Origin of the sequence: Motilibacter aurantiacus (assembly GCF_011250645.1) — a bacterium.
Lineage (GTDB): Bacteria > Actinomycetota > Actinomycetes > Motilibacterales > Motilibacteraceae > Motilibacter_A > Motilibacter_A aurantiacus.
This window is the reverse complement of the sequence record NZ_JAANNO010000004.1, coordinates 22,117-37,667: the sequence shown is the minus strand read 5'-3', so window position 1 is coordinate 37,667 and position 15,551 is coordinate 22,117. Positions and strand designations below refer to the sequence as shown.

The 15,551-nt window shown below is 74.5% G+C and carries 15 protein-coding genes; 9 read left to right on the top strand and 6 right to left on the bottom strand.

Annotated elements, in window-relative coordinates:
* Nucleotides 1-32: 32 nt before the first annotated feature.
* Nucleotides 33-449 carry an SRPBCC family protein gene (locus G9H72_RS08875; protein ID WP_166170046.1) on the top strand — a complete coding sequence of 139 codons (417 nt, stop codon included), beginning with the start codon at nt 33-35 and terminating at the stop codon, nt 447-449.
* Nucleotides 446-1,042, top strand: a complete 597-nt coding sequence (locus G9H72_RS08870) for a DUF1990 family protein (RefSeq protein ID WP_166170044.1) — start codon at nt 446-448, stop codon at nt 1,040-1,042. The genes G9H72_RS08875 and G9H72_RS08870 overlap by 4 nt, the downstream gene beginning before the upstream one ends.
* 7 nt (nt 1,043-1,049) lie before the next feature.
* On the opposite strand, the gene G9H72_RS08865 is transcribed toward G9H72_RS08870, so the two are convergent.
* From G9H72_RS08865 to G9H72_RS08845, 5 genes are all read right to left on the bottom strand, one after another.
* Nucleotides 1,050-1,598, bottom strand: a complete 549-nt coding sequence (locus G9H72_RS08865; RefSeq protein ID WP_166170042.1) for a GNAT family N-acetyltransferase — start codon at nt 1,596-1,598, stop codon at nt 1,050-1,052.
* Between the two features lie 115 nt (nt 1,599-1,713).
* On the bottom strand, nt 1,714-2,745 hold the full coding sequence (mgrA, locus tag G9H72_RS08860) for an L-glyceraldehyde 3-phosphate reductase (protein ID WP_166170040.1): 1,032 nt from the start codon (nt 2,743-2,745) through the stop codon (nt 1,714-1,716).
* Between the two features lie 150 nt (nt 2,746-2,895).
* On the bottom strand, nt 2,896-5,532 hold the full coding sequence (locus G9H72_RS08855; protein WP_196790976.1) for a Xaa-Pro dipeptidyl-peptidase: 2,637 nt from the start codon (nt 5,530-5,532) through the stop codon (nt 2,896-2,898).
* A 105-nt stretch (nt 5,533-5,637) separates the two neighbouring features.
* On the bottom strand, nt 5,638-6,159 hold the full coding sequence (locus G9H72_RS08850; RefSeq protein WP_196790975.1) for a MarR family winged helix-turn-helix transcriptional regulator: 522 nt from the start codon (nt 6,157-6,159) through the stop codon (nt 5,638-5,640).
* A gap of 333 nt (nt 6,160-6,492) precedes the next feature.
* On the bottom strand, nt 6,493-7,317 hold the full coding sequence (locus tag G9H72_RS08845; RefSeq protein WP_166170038.1) for an alpha/beta fold hydrolase: 825 nt from the start codon (nt 7,315-7,317) through the stop codon (nt 6,493-6,495).
* 211 nt (nt 7,318-7,528) lie between these two features.
* Between G9H72_RS08845 and G9H72_RS08840 the strand changes: the two genes are divergently transcribed.
* From G9H72_RS08840 to G9H72_RS08825, 4 genes are all read left to right on the top strand, one after another.
* On the top strand, nt 7,529-7,810 hold the full coding sequence (locus tag G9H72_RS08840; protein WP_166170036.1) for an isoamylase early set domain-containing protein: 282 nt from the start codon (nt 7,529-7,531) through the stop codon (nt 7,808-7,810).
* Nucleotides 7,811-7,925: 115 nt separating this feature from the next.
* Nucleotides 7,926-9,032 carry a sulfite oxidase gene (locus tag G9H72_RS08835; protein WP_166170034.1) on the top strand — a complete coding sequence of 369 codons (1,107 nt, stop codon included), beginning with the start codon at nt 7,926-7,928 and terminating at the stop codon, nt 9,030-9,032.
* A 119-nt stretch (nt 9,033-9,151) separates the two neighbouring features.
* Nucleotides 9,152-9,712, top strand: a complete 561-nt coding sequence (locus G9H72_RS08830; RefSeq protein WP_331272116.1) for a 4'-phosphopantetheinyl transferase family protein — start codon at nt 9,152-9,154, stop codon at nt 9,710-9,712.
* A 109-nt stretch (nt 9,713-9,821) separates the two neighbouring features.
* Nucleotides 9,822-10,802: an IS481 family transposase gene (locus tag G9H72_RS08825; protein ID WP_166170032.1), complete on the top strand. Its 981-nt coding sequence runs from the start codon at nt 9,822-9,824 to the stop codon at nt 10,800-10,802.
* A 116-nt stretch (nt 10,803-10,918) separates the two neighbouring features.
* Here the strand turns inward: G9H72_RS08825 and G9H72_RS08820 are convergent, their stop codons facing one another.
* The gene (locus tag G9H72_RS08820) at nt 10,919-12,211 is read right to left on the bottom strand and encodes an 8-oxoguanine deaminase (RefSeq protein ID WP_166170029.1); all 1,293 of its coding nucleotides are present in this window, start codon (nt 12,209-12,211) and stop codon (nt 10,919-10,921) included.
* Between the two features lie 94 nt (nt 12,212-12,305).
* Between G9H72_RS08820 and G9H72_RS08815 the strand changes: the two genes are divergently transcribed.
* From G9H72_RS08815 to G9H72_RS08805, 3 genes are all read left to right on the top strand, one after another.
* Nucleotides 12,306-13,043, top strand: a complete 738-nt coding sequence (locus G9H72_RS08815; RefSeq protein ID WP_166170027.1) for a histidine phosphatase family protein — start codon at nt 12,306-12,308, stop codon at nt 13,041-13,043.
* The gene (locus tag G9H72_RS08810; protein ID WP_166170025.1) at nt 13,036-13,914 is read left to right on the top strand and encodes an NAD(P)H-hydrate dehydratase; all 879 of its coding nucleotides are present in this window, start codon (nt 13,036-13,038) and stop codon (nt 13,912-13,914) included. Before G9H72_RS08815 ends, G9H72_RS08810 begins: the two co-directional genes overlap by 8 nt.
* A gap of 94 nt (nt 13,915-14,008) precedes the next feature.
* The gene (locus tag G9H72_RS08805; protein WP_166170023.1) at nt 14,009-15,478 is read left to right on the top strand and encodes a Vgb family protein; all 1,470 of its coding nucleotides are present in this window, start codon (nt 14,009-14,011) and stop codon (nt 15,476-15,478) included.
* Nucleotides 15,479-15,551: the final 73 nt, after the last annotated feature.

Here is a 15,551-nt window from a genome sequence, read left to right as displayed (position 1 = left end):
CCCGGCGCCGGCAGGGATTCGGAGGAGGAGCGATGGCGTCCAACCAGGAGTTCGAGGCGAGCCGCGGGATGCCGGCACCGCGCGAGGTCGTCTTCGAGGTGGCGTCCGACCCCGGGCTGGTGCACCGCTGGGTGCCCGCGCTGGACGAGGTGTCCGCCACAGGGCCCGACGCGGTGCACGTGCACGGCACGGTCGGCGGCCAGGAGCTCGACGCGGAGGGGCTCTACCGCAGCCGGCCCGAGCAGTTCCGGGTGGAGTGGGGCAGCCGGGGGGCCGACGCGTACGCCGGCTGGCTGCAGGTGACGGATGGCGGGGCCGGGGCCAGCGAGGTGACCCTGCACCTGAGCTTCTTCGAGGCCGACGCCCCCGCCGGCCTGCAGCAGGCGCTCGAGACCGCGCTGGACGAGCTCGCCGGCGAGGTGCAGACCCGCGCGGGCGAGAGTTCGTGAGCGGTGCGGGCCGCCGCCCGCGGACGCTCGTCCTGCGCGCGCCCACCGAGCGCGCCCTGGTCGACCTCAGCGAGCGCGAGGCGGGGCGGCCGCTGACCTACGACGAGGTGGGCGTGAGCCTGGAGGACGGCGTCGTGCCGCCGGGGTGGAACGAGTCGGTGGCGGTGGCGGCGCTGGGGGCCGGTGACGACGTGTGGGAGCGCGCGCGGCGCGGCCTCGACACCTGGGCGGCGCACCGCGGCGCCCGGATCCGCGTCGCCCCGCCGTCGCCGGTGCTCGAGGAGGGCACGGTGGTCGCGCTCGCCGTCCACCTGCGGGTGGCCGCGATCGTCGCGACGTGCCGCATCGTCCGGGTGGTCGACGAGCCGGACCGTTACGGGTTCGCCTACGGCACGCTGCCGCTCCACCCCGAGCAGGGGGAGGAGAGCTTCCTCGTGCAACGCGCGGCCAACGGCGCGGTGACGTTCCGCGCGCGCTCGGTCGCGCGGCCCGTCCAGCCCTTCGCCCGGCTCGCCCCGCCGGTGGCCCGGCTGATGATCGCCGGCTACACCCGGCTGTACGCCCGCGGCATGCGGGAGTACGTCCGCCGGTGACGCGGGCTCAGCGTGCCGGCGCGCTCTCTGCCAGGTCGGAGGGGCGCAGCCGGTACGCCTGCAGCACGAGGTCGTAGTACTTGTCCGTCTCGCCGACCCACTGCATCCCGATGCGGGTCGCGACCGCGGTCGCGCGCTCGTTGCCGGGGCGCACCACCGCGAAGACCTCGTCGGTCGCCTGGGAGAAGGCCCAGCCCGCGAGGCCGCGCGCGGCCTCGGTGGCGTAGCCGTGGCCCCAGAAACCGGGCGCCAGCTGCCAGCCGATCTCGACGTCCTCGTTGTGCGGCGGGAGCGGCCGCAGCTCCATGCCCCCGATGACCCGGTCGTCCTCGAGCCGGACGAGCGCCCAGCGACCGAACGGCGGGTCGAGCTTGGGCTGCTCGGCGGCCCAGCGCTCGAGGTGCGCACGCATCTCCTCGGCGTCGGCGGGCCGCGTCAGGGCAGGGGTGAGCCAGCGCGCCACGTTGGCGTCGCCGAACACCGCCAGGGCGGCCTCGGCGTCGTCGGGCTCCCAGTCACGGAGCAGCAGGCGATCGGTCGTCAGCAGTTGCGGCACGAGGGGACCCTAGCGATCGAAGGGCGGTCGGGGTGCAGCCCCCGCCGGAATCGTTGCCCGACGGGGGCCAGTTTCGCGAGGAGCGGAGCGGTGGCGCGCCGTCCCGCACGAAGGCTCAGCCGTGCGCGGACTCGCCGCGCCACAGGTCGATGCCCGCGTCCTGCGCGTGCTCGTCGATCTCCGCCAGCTCCTCGGCAGTGAAGTCCAGCCGGTCCAGCGCGGCGACGTTGTCCTCGAGCTGGCCGACGCTGCTGGCGCCGACCAGGGCCGAGGTGACGCGCGGGTCGCGCAGCGCCCAGGCGATGGCCAGCTGGGCCAGGCTCTGCCCGCGCCGCTCGGCGACGGCGTTGAGGGCACGCACGCGCTGCAGGTTCTCCTCGGTGAGCATGTCGTTCGAGAGCGAGCTGCCGCCCTGCGCCGCCCGCGAGCCCTCGGGCACGCCGCCGAGGTACTTGCTCGTGAGCAGGCCCTGGGCGAGCGGGGAGAAGACGATCGCTCCGGAGCCGGCCTCGTCGAGGGTGTCGAGCAGGCCGTTCTCGATCCAGCGGTTGAGCATCGAGTAGGACGGCTGGTGGATCAGCAGCGGAGTCCCCAGCTCCCGAAGGATCTCGGCCGCCCGCCGGGTGCGCTCGGGGGAGTAGGACGAGATCCCGACGTACAGCGCCTTGCCCTGCTGCACGGCCGAGTGGAGCGCGCCCATCGTCTCCTCGAGCGGGGTCTCCGGGTCCGGGCGGTGGCTGTAGAAGATGTCGACGTAGTCGACGCCCATGCGCTGCAGGCTCTGGTCCAGGCTGGCCAGCAGGTACTTGCGTGAGCCGAACTCGCCGTAGGGGCCCGGCCACATGTCCCAGCCGGCCTTGGTGGAGATGAGGAGCTCGTCGCGGTACGGGGCGAAGTCCTTGGCGAGGATGGTGCCGAAGTTCTCCTCCGCCGAGCCGTACGGCGGGCCGTAGTTGTTGGCCAGGTCGAAGTGCGTGACGCCGAGGTCGAACGCGCGACGCAGGATGGCGCGCTGGGTCTCCAGCGGGCGGTCGCCGCCGAAGTTCTGCCACAGGCCGAGCGAGAGGGCAGGGAGCTTGAGCCCGCTCCGGCCGGTCCGCCGGTAGGGCATGCGGTCGTAGCGGTCGTCGGCTGCGACGTAGGTCATCGAGGAAGCTCCCAGGTGTTCAGGCGGACAGCCCGCCGGTACGCGGCGGCCCGGCACCGTTCTACCCGAGCTCGGCTCCGGGACGCCCGAAGGCCCGGCGGCGGCTCGTGGCGAGCTGCCGCCGGGCCTCCCGGCGGGGCGGGAGCGGGGTCAGCCGGGCTGCAGCTGCGCGAGCAGGGCGCGGGCGTCACGGATCAGGAGCGCCCGGGCGGCGGGGTCGTCGACGCGGCGCTGCGCGTGCTCGACGTACTGGGTGAGGTAGCGCGCGGCCTTGACCGTGTCGCCCTCGGCGAGCGCCTCGACCGCGCCCTCGAGCCGGTTGCGCAGGTTCGTCGCGGTGCCCTGCGAGATGGCCGTGGCGGCGAGGTAGCGGTCGGCCAGTGCCTGCAGGTCGGTGGTCGACGTGCCCACGGTGAAGGTGATGGTGGCCACCGTCGTGTTGCCCGCGACGTCCTTCGCGGTGACAACGAGAGCGTGCGCCCCGAGCGTCAGCGTCGACAGGTCGATGGTGGCGCCGTTGGTGACGGCCGTCCCGTCGAGCGTCGCGGTCGAGGAGGCGGCGCCGGAGGTGGCGTCGCCGACCGTCCAGGCAAGGGCCTGTGTCGTCGAGTCACCGTAGGTGCCGCCGTTGCGCACGCCCGTGGGCGTCACGGTGGGGGAGGTGGCGTCCCGGCGTACGGTGGCCGACTCCGTGCCGGTGCCGAGCAGGTTGGTGGCGGTGCAGGCGAGGGTGAAGGCCCCGTCCTGGGTGATGGTGGTGTCGGTGCAGCCGGACGTGGTGACGGGCGCGCCGCCGTCGGCGACCGTCCAGTCGACGCCGACGTCGCCCGTGTACCAGCCACCGGAGCCGGTCGGCGCCGCCGGGGTCAGCGCGACGGAGGCGGTCGGGGCGCTCACGCCCGTCGCGGTCGCGAACGCGGTGGCGCCCCCGACGATCGGGATGGTGATGCTGCTCGCGGCCGTGTCCAGGGTCAGCTGCGTGCCGGGCGCGGGGCGGACCGTGAACTCGCGGTCGCTGGAGTAGACGACGATGCCGAGCTGCTGGCCCTTGACGAAGACCCAGTCGAGCGGCTGCGCGTCCCACGTGACCGAGTACTGCTGCCCCGGGACGAGCGGGGTGCCCCTGCCGTGGAGGCCGCCGGCGTTCTGCGGGTCCACCCAGCCGCGCGTCACGACGCGCTTGACGGTGCCGTTCGGGTTGTAGTCGACGAGGGCGAAGGAGAGGTTCGCGGCCGGCTTGCTGAACGAGACCTTCAGCGCGGCCGTCGTCGTGCCGCTCATGCGGGTGTCGGCAATGAGCGGAGCGGTCTTGTAGACGGCCCGGCTCGGGGAGGTGGCGGCGGTCGCCAGGGTGGCCAGCGTCTGCGTGGCGTCGTCCACGATCGTCTCGGTCGTGCCCGCGGCGGTCGGCAGCAGGCCGAGGCTGCCCGCGGTGCCGTCCGCGCTCCTGCCCAGCGACAGCGTTACGGGGGCCGCCGCCGGCGCCGGCCACTCCGGCTGCGGCTGCGGGTTGGCCGCGGTGCCGCCCTGCGGCACGACCCAGGCCCTCGGCAGGCTCTCGACGCCGTTCTGCTGGCCGTAGAGGTAGCGGGTGAACCAGCGGTTGAGCATGACGTCCGGCGGCGCTCCGCCGTGGCCGCCCTGGTGCAGGTAGATCTGGTGCGGGACGCCGTTGGCCTTCAGCGCCTCGTAGAGCACCGCTGCGTGCTTCGTCTGGACGTTCCAGTCGTTCAGGCCGTGGGCCACGATCGTCGCAGCCTTGATGTTGGAAGCGTCATTCATGTAGTTGCGTTCGTCCCAGAGCGGGCCGTAGTCGCCCGTGGACCGGTCCTGCTGCGCTACGAGAGCGTCGATGACCGGTCGGCAGACCGCGCGGTCGGCGCGCGAGTAGACGTAGTCCGCGAGGACGTCGAGGTCCTCGCCCTGGTACCCGCCGGGAGCGCGGACGGTGCCGTTGGCGCGGTAGTAGTCGTACCAGCTGGAGATCGCGGAGATGGGCACGATCGCCTCGAGGCCCGTGACCCCGGTCGTGGCGACCGCGGTCGGCAGCGTGCCGTTGTAGGACGTGCCGATCATGGCCGTCCTGCCGGTGGTCCAGTCGGCGACGACCGTCTCGCTGCCGGTGCGCGACGTGTAGCCGACCGCGTTGCCGTTGAGCCAGTCGACCGCGGCCCTGGCCCCGAGCGTCTCGTTGCGCCCCCCCGAGGTCGGGCAGCCGTCCGAGTGGCCGGTGCCGACGGACTCGGCGTGCACGACGGCGTAGCCGCGGGGGAGCCAGACGTTCTCGAACGTGTCGGAGATGTTCGGGCTCCGGTTGGGCGCCGTCCAGTTGCGGTCCCAGTCGCCCTTGGTCGAGGGCGGGAAGCCGATCTCGTGGTCGACGCCCCAGTTGGTCACCCGCGAGCCACCGGAGTAGTACGGGCTGACCTCGTAGATCACCGGCACCTTGAGCCCGTCGGTGACGGTCTCCTTCGGCCGGGTGACGTCGACGTGGATGCGGTCCTTCCTGCCGTCGAAGTCGCTGTCGACCTCGGCCTCGACCCACAGCTCCTGGGTCACCCAGTCCGCTCGGCTGGTCGAGAAGACGGCCTGCGAGAGGCCGTCGACGAAGGTCGGGACCGCAGGCGCCGGTGCCGGGGCGGCCGACGCCGGCGAGGCCGACGGTGCCGCCGCCAACGGCGACACGACCGCGAGGGCGAAGGCCGTGAGGGTGGCGGCTCGCCGACCGCGCGGGCGCGTCCGGCCCCGGGTGGGGGACGGCACGTCCGTGGACAGGGGGACAGGCATCCGGCGACCTCCGCGGCACGTCGTGGTCCGAGGTCTCCGGAAGCTACGGCCGTGGCCGAGGAGCTGTCTGTAGACGGGTGTCGGAGACGGCGGCGCCGGCCCTCGTCAGCCGTCGGAGGGATGCGGGCATCCCGGGCCGACGCCGTCGGCGGCCGTCTGCCCGTCGAGCCCGGCGAGGACCGCCTCGCTGATCTCGCGCAGCTGGACGACCTGCGCCGGGGTGAGCCGGTCCACCAGGTAGGCCCGCACGGCCTCGACGTGGCCGGGCGCGGCGTCGGCGAGCGCGGCGAACCCGGCGTCGGTCAGCTCGGCGAACGCGCCCCGGCGGTCCTCCGCGCAGTTGGTGCGCTGCACCCAACCGGCGTCCTCCAGCCGGGCCACCGCGTGCGAGAGCCGGCTGCGCGAGGAGCGGGTGCGCTCGGCCAGCTCGCTCATGCGCAGCCGCCGGTCCGGGGTCTCGGACAGCTGGACGAGGATCTCGTAGTAGGCGTGCGGCATCCCGGAGTCGCGCTGCAGCTGGGCCTCGAGGTGCTCGGCGAGCAACCGCGTCGCCTGCAGGTACGCCCGCCAGGCGCGCTGCTCGTCCGCGGAGAGCCAGCGGGGGGATCGCAACGCCGTCTCGGACATGACGTCATGGTAGTCGGTGATTGAGCGTTCAGCCACCGTTCGGTCGCTCATCAGAGGAGGCGGTCCGGATGGGCGCCGCCGCCCGGTTGCCCGATCTGAACACGCACGTCACCTGCCGGCAACAGAGGCGGGGAAGGCTGTCCCTGCGACGCCCCCAGGAGGCGCCGCGCAGGCTCCGGCCAGCAGGCAGACGACGGAGGGAGCGGTCCGTGGAGACGACGGTCGAGCGCGCCGACGAGGTCTCGGTGACGTACGGCATGGACACCCTGCTCGCCAACCCACTGCTCGCCAACCCACTGCTCGCCAACCCCCGGCGCGTCCGCCTCTAGCGCCTCACGCCCGGCCCGCCTCCCGCACCCGGGCGGTCACGGCTGCGGCCACGTCGCCCGGGCGCGTCTCCGGCAGCCAGTGCCCGGCGTCGAGCTCGACGAACGCGTACGCAGCCTCGACGAAGGCGCCGGTCCGCTCGGCCGCGGCGCGGCCGAGGGCGGGGTCGTGCCGCCCCCAGACATAGGTCGTGGGGACGCGGGAGGGGCCGAGCAGCGGGCGGGACGAGAACGGGATCCCGCGGTACCAGTTGAGCGCTCCGGTCGCGACCCCGTCGGACCGCAGGACGTCCGTGTAGCGGCGCACGTGCTCGGCGGGCAGGCCGGACGCCCGGAGCAGCGGCGCCAGCCGGCGGCGCAGCACCAGCTCCGGCAGCCCGGGCAGCTGGAAGAAGGCCATGTAGGCCGAGCGCAGCGCCTGCGTGCTGCGCACCAGCGAGCGGGCCATCGCCGCGGGGTGGGGCGTCGACAGGATGGTCAGCGAGGCGACGCGGCTCGGGTGCGCGGCCCCGAGCGCCCACGCCGGGCCGGCGCCCCAGTCGTGCCCGACCACGTGCGCCCTCTCCACGCCCGCCGCGCCCAGCAGGGCGAGCACGTCGGCGGTCGTCTCCTGCAGGGCGTACGCCCGCCGGCCCCGCGGCTGCGCGCCTGCCGCATAGCCGCGCTGGGTCGGCGTGAGCGTGCGCAGCCCCGTCTCGTGCAGCCGGGCGGCGACGGCGTCGAAGGCCGACGCGTCCTGCGGGAAGCCGTGCAGCAGGACGGCTACCTCGCCGTCGGGCGGGCCCTGGTCGCGCACCGGGAAGACGAGGCCGTCCCGGGAGTAGGTCTGCATGGCGCATGGTAGGCCGCGCGCGGCGGCTCGCCCGGACGTCCGTGGGGCGCCGGCTTCGACGCGCCGACGCCCGACAAATTCCGCCGGGCCGGGGCGAGGTGCCTCAGAATGCGTCCACCGGGCGACGACGGCCGGGCGCTCCGTCGCGGCGTGCGCGGGGGCAGGACAGTCAGACGCCCGGCACGGGCACGACGAAGCGAGGGGAACAGCCGTGATCCGCCGTCAGCGCACTGGGGAGCACGACTCCATCAAGGTCACCTTCGTCATCGACGAGCAGGCGCACGAGGGGCCGGTCTCCGTCGTCGGCGACTTCAACGACTGGAAGCCGGGCGCGCACCTGCTGCGCCGCCGCAGCAACGGCACGCGCAGTGTCGCGGTCACCCTGCCCACGGGCCGCCCGGTGCGCTTCCGCTACCTCGGCGACGGCGGCCGCTGGTTCGACGACTCGGACGTGGACCACCTCGACGGCGACGGCGGCCTCATCAAGCTCTGAGCGGCGGGCTCGTGCGTGCGGGGCGGCAGCGAGGGCAGAGGTGCCGGGCGCAGTAGGCTCCTCGGGCAATCCCTACCGAGCGGCTTCCTGAGCCGCCCTCAGCGCGGAGGCTTCGATGAGCGAGCAGTTGCTGGAGACCGCCGCCCGCATCGCCGAGCCGGACGAGGCCGTGTCGCTCGACGAGCTGCGGCTGGCGGCGCGCAACTCCGGCCTCCCGTTGGAGGCGCTGCGCTACGACGTGACGCCGCTCGGGATGCACTACCTGCTCGTGCACTACGACATCCCGCACGTCGACCTGGCCACCTGGACGCTGCGCGTGTCCGGCGCCGTGGAGCGAGAGCTGGCCCTCTCGCTGGCCGACCTGCGGGACCGGCCACGCGTCACCACCCGGGTCACGCTGGAGTGCGCGGGCAACGGGCGGGCCCGCCTGCTGCCGCGCCCGGTCAGCCAGCCCTGGCTCGACGAGGCCGTGGGGACCGCCGAGTGGACGGGCACGCCGCTGGCCCCGCTGCTCGCCGAGGCCGGGCTGCTGCCCTCGGCCGTCGACGTCTCCTTCACCGGGCACGACCACGGCATCGAGCGGGGCGTCGAGCAGGACTACGCCCGCGGCCTCTCGGTCGCCGACGCCACCGCGCCCGAGGTCCTGCTGGCCTACGAGATGAACGGCGTCCCGCTGCCGCCGCAGCACGGGGCGCCGCTCCGGCTCGTCGCGCCGGGCTGGTACGGCATGGCGTCGGTGAAGTGGCTGCGCGAGATCTCCGTGCTGGACCGTCCTTTCGACGGGTTCCAGAACACCGTGGCCTACCGGCTCAAGCAGGGCGACGAGGACGGCGAGCCGGTGACCCGCATCCGCCCGCGTGCGCTGCTGCAGCCACCCGGCTTCCCCGACTTCATGACCCGGGCGCGCGTCCTGGACACCGGCCGTCACGTGCTGACCGGGCGGGCGTGGTCGGGGATGGCGCCGGTCGCGCGGGTGCAGGTGAGCACGGACGGCGGGGCCGAGTGGCACGAGGCGTCCCTCGGCGCCGACGAGGGGCGTTGGGCCTGGAGGTCGTGGTCCTTCGCGTGGGACGCGACGGTGCCCGGCCCGACCGTGCTGTGTTGCCGCGCCACCGACGAGGCCGGCAACGTCCAGCCCGTCGACCAGGCGTGGAACCGGCAGGGCATGGCCAGCAACCTCGTGCAGCGCGTCCCCGTCCTCGTGCGGGAGGCCGCGCACTGAGCGGGCCGGCCGGGCCGACGGGCTCCGGGCTGGCCTCGCTCCTGCCGGCGTCCGTCGTCGTCGCCGAGGCGTACGACGACTGCGCCCCGGCCCCGCTCTTCCCCGCGGAGGAGCTGCTCGTGGCCGCGGCGGTGCCCAAGCGCCGGGCGGAGTTCGCGACGGGTCGGCGGTGCGCCCGCGAGGCGCTGGCCCGGCTGGGCCTCCCACCGGGGCCGGTGCTCTCCGGTCCCAGCCGCGAGCCGCTCTGGCCGACGGGCGTCGTCGGGTCCATCACCCATTGCGCCGGCTACCGCGCCGCGGCCGTCGCGCACGCGGCCGACGTCGCCGGTGTCGGCATCGACGCGGAGCCCGACGAGCCGCTGCCCGACGGGGTGCTTGGCCTCGTCGCACGCCCCGCCGAGCGGCAGCGGCTGCTCCTGCTGTCCCGTGGCCGGCCCGACGCCAACTGGGACCGGCTGCTGTTCTGTGCCAAGGAGGCGTTCTACAAGGCGTGGTTCCCGCTCACCGGAGTCCCGCTCGAGTTCGACCAGGGCGAGGTGGTGCTCGAGGCTGAGGCGCAGGCCTTCGTCGTCACCGCGCTGGTGGACGAGGGCCCATCCGGGGTGCGCCGGCTGCGCGGGCGCTACCGCCGGCACGCCGGGCTTATCCAGGCCGCCGTTGTCGTGGAGCGAGCCCGGTAGCTGTACTCGGCCAGGACGTCGGTGACAGCGGGCGTGTCGGCTTGATCATGACGAAGACCTCCGGGTGCGGTGGTGATTGCGAAGTCAGTCACCAAACCCGGAGGTCTTCGTGGCCCACGCTAACGCCCGCCTGACCGTTCATGGGCGGCTCCTGCTGGTGCGGCGCGTCCGATCCGACGGGCGCCCCGTCGCGCACGTGGCCAAGGAGCTCGGCGTCTCCCGCCAGTGCGCCCACCGCTGGGTGGCCCGCTACGACGCCGAAGGACCGGCCGGCCTGTTGGACCGGTCCTCGCGCCCTCACTCGACCCCGACCCGGACCAGCGCTGAGGCCGAGCAGCGCGTGCTCGCTGCCCGCGCTCAGCACCGGCGCGGCCCGGCCTGGCTCGGCGCCGAGTGCGGGGTCCCTGAGCGCACCGTGACCCGGGTCCTGCGCCGGCACGACGTGCCACGGCTGGCCGAGTGCGACCCGTTGACCGGGGACCGGATCCGGGCCTCGAAGACCACCGCGGTCCGCTACGAGCGCGCCCGGCCGGGCGAGCTGATCCACATGGACGTCAAGAAGATCGGCCGGATCCCCGACGGTGGCGGCTGGCGCGCCCACGGCCGCCAGATGGGCAGCACCGCCGCGAAGAAGAAGGCCCGGATCGGGTTCGACTACGTCCACTCCGCCGTCGACGACCACTCCCGGCTCGCCTACTCCGAAGTCCTGCCCGACGAGAAGGGCTCGACCTGCGCCGCGTTCCTGGCCCGCGCCGCCGCCTCCTTCCGCGCCGCCGGAATCACCACCGTCGAGCGGGTCATGACAGACAACCACTGGTCCTACACCCGCAGCGCCGACATGACGTCGGTGCTGCACGACCTCGGCGCAAGGCACGTCCTCATCAAGCCGCACTGCCCCTGGCAGAACGGCAACGTCGAACGCTTCAACCGCACCCTGCAAGCCGAATGGGCCTACCGGCAGGTCTTCACCAGCAACGCCGAACGCACCGCCGCCCTCGTCCCCTGGCTCGAGCACTACAACAATGAACGAGCACACCACGCACTCAAGGGCGCCGTCCCCGCCAGCCGCCTACCCGTGTCACCAACCTGACGGCCGAGTACAGGTAGCCCGCCGCCAGGGGTGGTGGACGGGAGCGCCCCGGCGTCGCCCCCGGGGCGGCGGGGGGGTCGGGTGACAGCGCGGGCCAGGCCCCGTCCCGAGCAGGCCTAGTCCCAGAGCCGGCGCGCCCGCCCGGCCAGCCGCTCCCGCGCGGCCCGCAGGTCGAGCCCCACGAGCTCCCCGTCCGCCACGACCGGCTCCCCCTCGACGTACAGATGGCGGACGAGCCGGTCCGGGCCGAGCACCAGCGCGGCCAGCGGGTCCGGCATGTCGGCGATGTCGTCGCCGGGCCAGACGGCGACGTCGGCGCGCGCGCCGGGCTCGAGCCGGCCGATGTCGTCCCGCCCCAGGCAGCGGGCGCCGCCCTCGGTCGCGAGACGTAGCACGTCGCGAACTCCCAGCGCATCGGCGCCGCCGCGCAGCCGGCCCACGTAGAGCGCCTGCCGGATCTCGGCGAAGAGCCCACCGACCTCGTTGCTCGCGGCGCCGTCGACGCCCAGCCCGACCGGCACGCCCGCCGCTGTCAGGTCCGTGACCCGGCACAGTCCGGCGCCGAGCCGCGCGTTGCTCGACGGGCAGTGCGCCACGCCGGTCCCCGCCGCGCCGAGCCGCGCCACCTCGGCGTCGTCGAAGTGGATGCCGTGCGCGACCCAGACGTCGTCGGCGATCCAGCCCAGCTCGTCGAGCAGGTCGACCGGCCGGCGGCCGAAGCGGGCGAGGCAGTCGCGCTCCTCGTCGACGGTCTCGGCCAGGTGCGTGTGCAGCCGCAGGCCGAGCGAGCGGGCCAGAGCGGCCGACTCCCGCATCAGCTCCGGCGTCACGTTGAAGGGGGCGCACGGGGCCACGGTCACCTGCACCCGCGCCCCGTCGTGCAGCCGGTCGGCCACCGCGGCGGTGCTCTCGAGGATCGCGTCGCGGTCCTCGACCACCGAGTCCGGGGGCAGCCCTCCGGCGGACTCCCCGAGGTCCATGGACCCGCGCGCGAGCGCGATGCGGATCCCGACCTCGCGGCCCGCGTCCGCGATCCGGTCGAAGACGGAGTCGTCCCCGCGGGGCACCAGGTAGTGGTGGTCGGCGGCGGTGGTGCACCCGGTCAGCGCGAGCTGCGCGAGGCCGACGACCGCCGCTGCGTGGACGTCCTCCGGGCCCAGCCGCTGCCACAGCGGGTAGAGCGTCGTGAGCCAGCCGAACAGGTCGCTGTCGACCGCCCGCCCGCGGGTCGCCCACTGGAAGAGGTGGTGGTGGGTGTTGACCAGCCCCGCCGTCACGACGTCCCCCGCGACGTCGACCACACGGTCGCCCGGCAGCGGCTCGATCGAGCCGACCGCCACGATCCGCCCGTCCTGCATCGCGACGTCCCCTGGCCACCTGGCCCCGCGCAGCACCGTCCGTACCGTCATCGCGGCAGGCTAGCCGCGACGCCCCACCGGCCGCCCGCCCCCTGAAGGCACCGCTCGGCGCGTCGAGCGGGCCGCCGGTGGGTACGCCAGCCGCGTGATCGACTCGGACTGGCCGCGGCAGCTGTGGCTCGCTCGCCACGGCGAGAGCACCGGCAACGTCGCCGACCGCACGGCCCGGGAGGCCGGCTCGCCACGCCTCGAGCTGTCCACGCGGGACCCGGACGTGCCGCTGACCGACACCGGCCGGGCGCAGGCCCAGAGCCTGGGGGGGTGGCTCTCCCGGCAGGCCGGGCCCCCGACGGTCGCCCTCTGCTCCCCGTACGCCCGGGCGAGCTCCACCGCGGAGATCGCCCTGCGTGCGGCCGGCATCGAGCTGCCGCTCGTCCGCGACGAGCGCCTGCGCGAGCGCGACCTCGGTGTCCTCGACGGCTACACGGGCGCAGGCATCCGGCAGGCGTACCCGGAGGAGTCCGCCCGCCGTGACCACCTCGGCAAGTTCTACTACCGGCCCCCGGGCGGGGAGTCCTGGTCCGACGTCGCGCTGCGGGTCCGCAGCGTGCTGGACTCGATCCGCCTCGACTGCGGTGGCCAGGACGTGCTGGTCGTCGCGCACGAAGCAGTGATCATGGTCTTCCGGTACGTCCTGGAGGGCCTTACCGAGCAGGAGGTGCTGGCGATCCAGAAGGACGACACGCTGGCGAACGCGTCCGTGACCACCTACGGGCGCTCGGGCGCGAGCCTGCGGCTGCGGACGTACAACGAGACCACGCACCTGCAGGCCCAGGGCGCCGCGGTCACCGACGAGCCCGACGTGCCGGCCGGCGATGTCTGACCCTGTCGTCGTCACCTCGGGTGTGCTGCGCCAGTGGCCGCTGCCCGCGCCAGGCGAGGACAAGGAGGCCCGCGGCCGCACGCTCATCGTCGGCGGCAGCGCCGAGACCCCCGGCGCGGTGCTGCTGGCCGCCGAGGCCGCGCTGCGCTGCGGCGCCGGCAAGCTGCAGGTCGCGACGGTAGCGTCGATGGCGCCCCACCTCGCCGTCGCGCTGCCGGAGGCGCTGGTCCGGGCGCTGCCCGAGACCCGGTCCGGCGGCATCGACCCCTCGGGCGCCGACCGCGTCCTCGAGCTGGCCGCAGACGCGGCGGCCACCTTGGTCGGCCCCGGGATGGTCGGGGAGGACGAGACCGTCGAGCTGGCCGGGCGCGTGCTGCGGGAGGCGCCCTGCAGCATCGTGCTGGACGCGCTCGCGGTGGCCGTCGTGGAGGAGGGCCGTCCCGGGCTGCAGGGTGCTGCCGGCCGGACGGTGCTGACTCCGAACAACCTCGAGCTGTCGATGATGCTCGGCGTCGAGCGGGAGCGCGTCGACCGCGACGTCCGGGGGGCCGTGCTCGCCGCCGCCCGGGCCACCTCGGCCGTGGTGACGAGCGGGGGCGCGGAGTCCTGGACCGCGCACCCCGACGGCCGGTCCTGGCGCGACGAGAGCGGGGGCAGCGGCCTCGGCGTCTCCGGCTCCGGCGACGTGCACGCGGGCGTCGTCGTGGGCCTGGCCGCTCGGGGCGCCGAGCCGGCCCAGGCGGCCGTGTGGGGGGCGCATCTGCACAAGCGGGCCGGTGACCGGCTGGCGGCGTCCGTGGGCAAGCTCGGCTTCCTCGCCCGCGAGCTGCTGGGGGAGATCCCCCGCGTCCTCGCCGAGATCGAGGTCTGAGTCGCCGGTTGTTCACGCCCCCGACCGCTTCCGGACACGACGGGGCGAACCGTACGGGTTCCGGAAACGGCCGAGCTTTGCTTGACTGCCTCGGGTGCGATTCGCAAACGCTCTTCGTGCCCTGCCCGTCGCCGCCGCCGTCCTCGCGCTGGCGGCTCCCGCCGCAGCGGCCGCCTCGCCCGGGGCGGAGCGGTCAGCGGCCAGGGCCGCGACCGTCGACTTGTTCCCGATCCCGACGGCCGACAGCAACCCCCGCGAGATCGTCGTCGGGCCCGACGGGAACCTCTGGTTCACCCAGCGGCAGGGGCACCGGCTGGGCGTGGTGAGCCCGGCGACCGGGCAGATCACCGAGATCCCCTACGCGTACGAGCCGGACGACCTGGACGAGGACTGGGGCCCGGACAACATCGTGAGCTCCGGCGGCTACCTCTGGTTCAGCCACGACGTGAACCGTGCGGTCTCGCGCATCGCCCCGGGGGGCCAGATCGCGCTGGTGGACGACGGCAGCAGCAACGACGGGGTGACCGAGGACCTCGCGGCGGCTGCTGACGGCGGCGTCTGGCAGACCGACTCGATCGGTGAGGAGGTCCGCCGCATCAACGGCGCAGCCACGCACCTGCAGCGCTACCCCGCCGACTACGACGACGGGCCGCTGGTCGCCGTCGGGGACGGGTCCGTCTGGTACGGCGACAGCTGGCGCTACCTCAAGCACCTCACCCCCGAGGGCCGGCAGGTCAACATCCCCATCCCGGACCGGGGCGCCGAGCGGCTCAACTCCCTGGCCTTCGACGCGCAGGGCCGGCTGTGGTGGGCGCAGTTCGCCCCGGGCGGGATGACCTATCCCGCCCGCGGCGGGACGGTCGGGTACCTGCAGGGCACGACCCCGCGCACGATCAGCTTCGAGGGCGACTACCTTCCGCACGCGATGGAGCGCGGGCCCGACGGCCTGGTCTACTTCGCGATGCAGGTGGAGGTGGACGGGGCCAAGACCGGAGTCCTCGCGCGGGCGAACCCGGACGGGTCGCTCTCCTACGCCTCCCTCGGCAACTACCGCGTCGAGGACTTCACGTTCACCCCCGACGGGGCGCTGTGGTTCCTCGACAGCGGAGCCAACACCGTCGGCCGCCTCGCCGCGACGGGCCTGGCGTACGCCCCCACCCCGCAGGGCGCCGCGGCTCCGCCCACCACGCCGGCGCCCCCGGTCGCCCCAGCCCCGCCGGCACCGCCGACGACCGGGCCGGTCGCGCAGCCGGCCGCGCCGAAGCTGGCGCTGTGCGGGCTGAGGGCCCGCGGCAGCTGCCGCACGACGGTGGCCAAGGCCTCGGTCCGGGTGGAGATCACGGTCGACAAGCGATCGACGGTGACGCTGCAGGCTGCCCCCGTGCGCAAGGGGAAGACGGGCACGTACACGAAGCTGTCCGCGCGGGTCGTGGGCAAGGGCGAGCGGGCCATCGTGTGGAACAAGCGGATCAGGGGCAAGGCCGTCAAGGGCCAGTACCGGCTGTCGGTGACCGCCTCCGCCGGGGGCAAGCGCGTGTCGCGGACGATGCTCGTGTCGCTCTGACCGACGCCGCAACGCTCGGACGACAGGCCCCGCCGACCTCCGGCAGGGCCTGTCGTGTCCGTGGCCGGATCGT

Excerpts from the sequence above, each read along its gene's own strand:
- G9H72_RS08875 (WP_166170046.1), top strand. The coding sequence starts at position 33 with ATGGCGTCCAACCAGGAGTTCGAGGCGAGCCGCGGGATGCCGGCACCG.
- mgrA (WP_166170040.1), bottom strand. The coding sequence starts at position 2,745 with ATGACCTACGTCGCAGCCGACGACCGCTACGACCGCATGCCCTACCGG.
- G9H72_RS08855 (WP_196790976.1), bottom strand. The coding sequence starts at position 5,532 with ATGCCTGTCCCCCTGTCCACGGACGTGCCGTCCCCCACCCGGGGCCGG.
- G9H72_RS08850 (WP_196790975.1), bottom strand. The coding sequence starts at position 6,159 with ATGTCCGAGACGGCGTTGCGATCCCCCCGCTGGCTCTCCGCGGACGAG.
- G9H72_RS08845 (WP_166170038.1), bottom strand. The coding sequence starts at position 7,317 with ATGCAGACCTACTCCCGGGACGGCCTCGTCTTCCCGGTGCGCGACCAG.
- G9H72_RS08835 (WP_166170034.1), top strand. The coding sequence starts at position 7,926 with ATGAGCGAGCAGTTGCTGGAGACCGCCGCCCGCATCGCCGAGCCGGAC.
- G9H72_RS08820 (WP_166170029.1), bottom strand. The coding sequence starts at position 12,211 with ATGACGGTACGGACGGTGCTGCGCGGGGCCAGGTGGCCAGGGGACGTC.
- G9H72_RS08810 (WP_166170025.1), top strand. The coding sequence starts at position 13,036 with ATGTCTGACCCTGTCGTCGTCACCTCGGGTGTGCTGCGCCAGTGGCCG.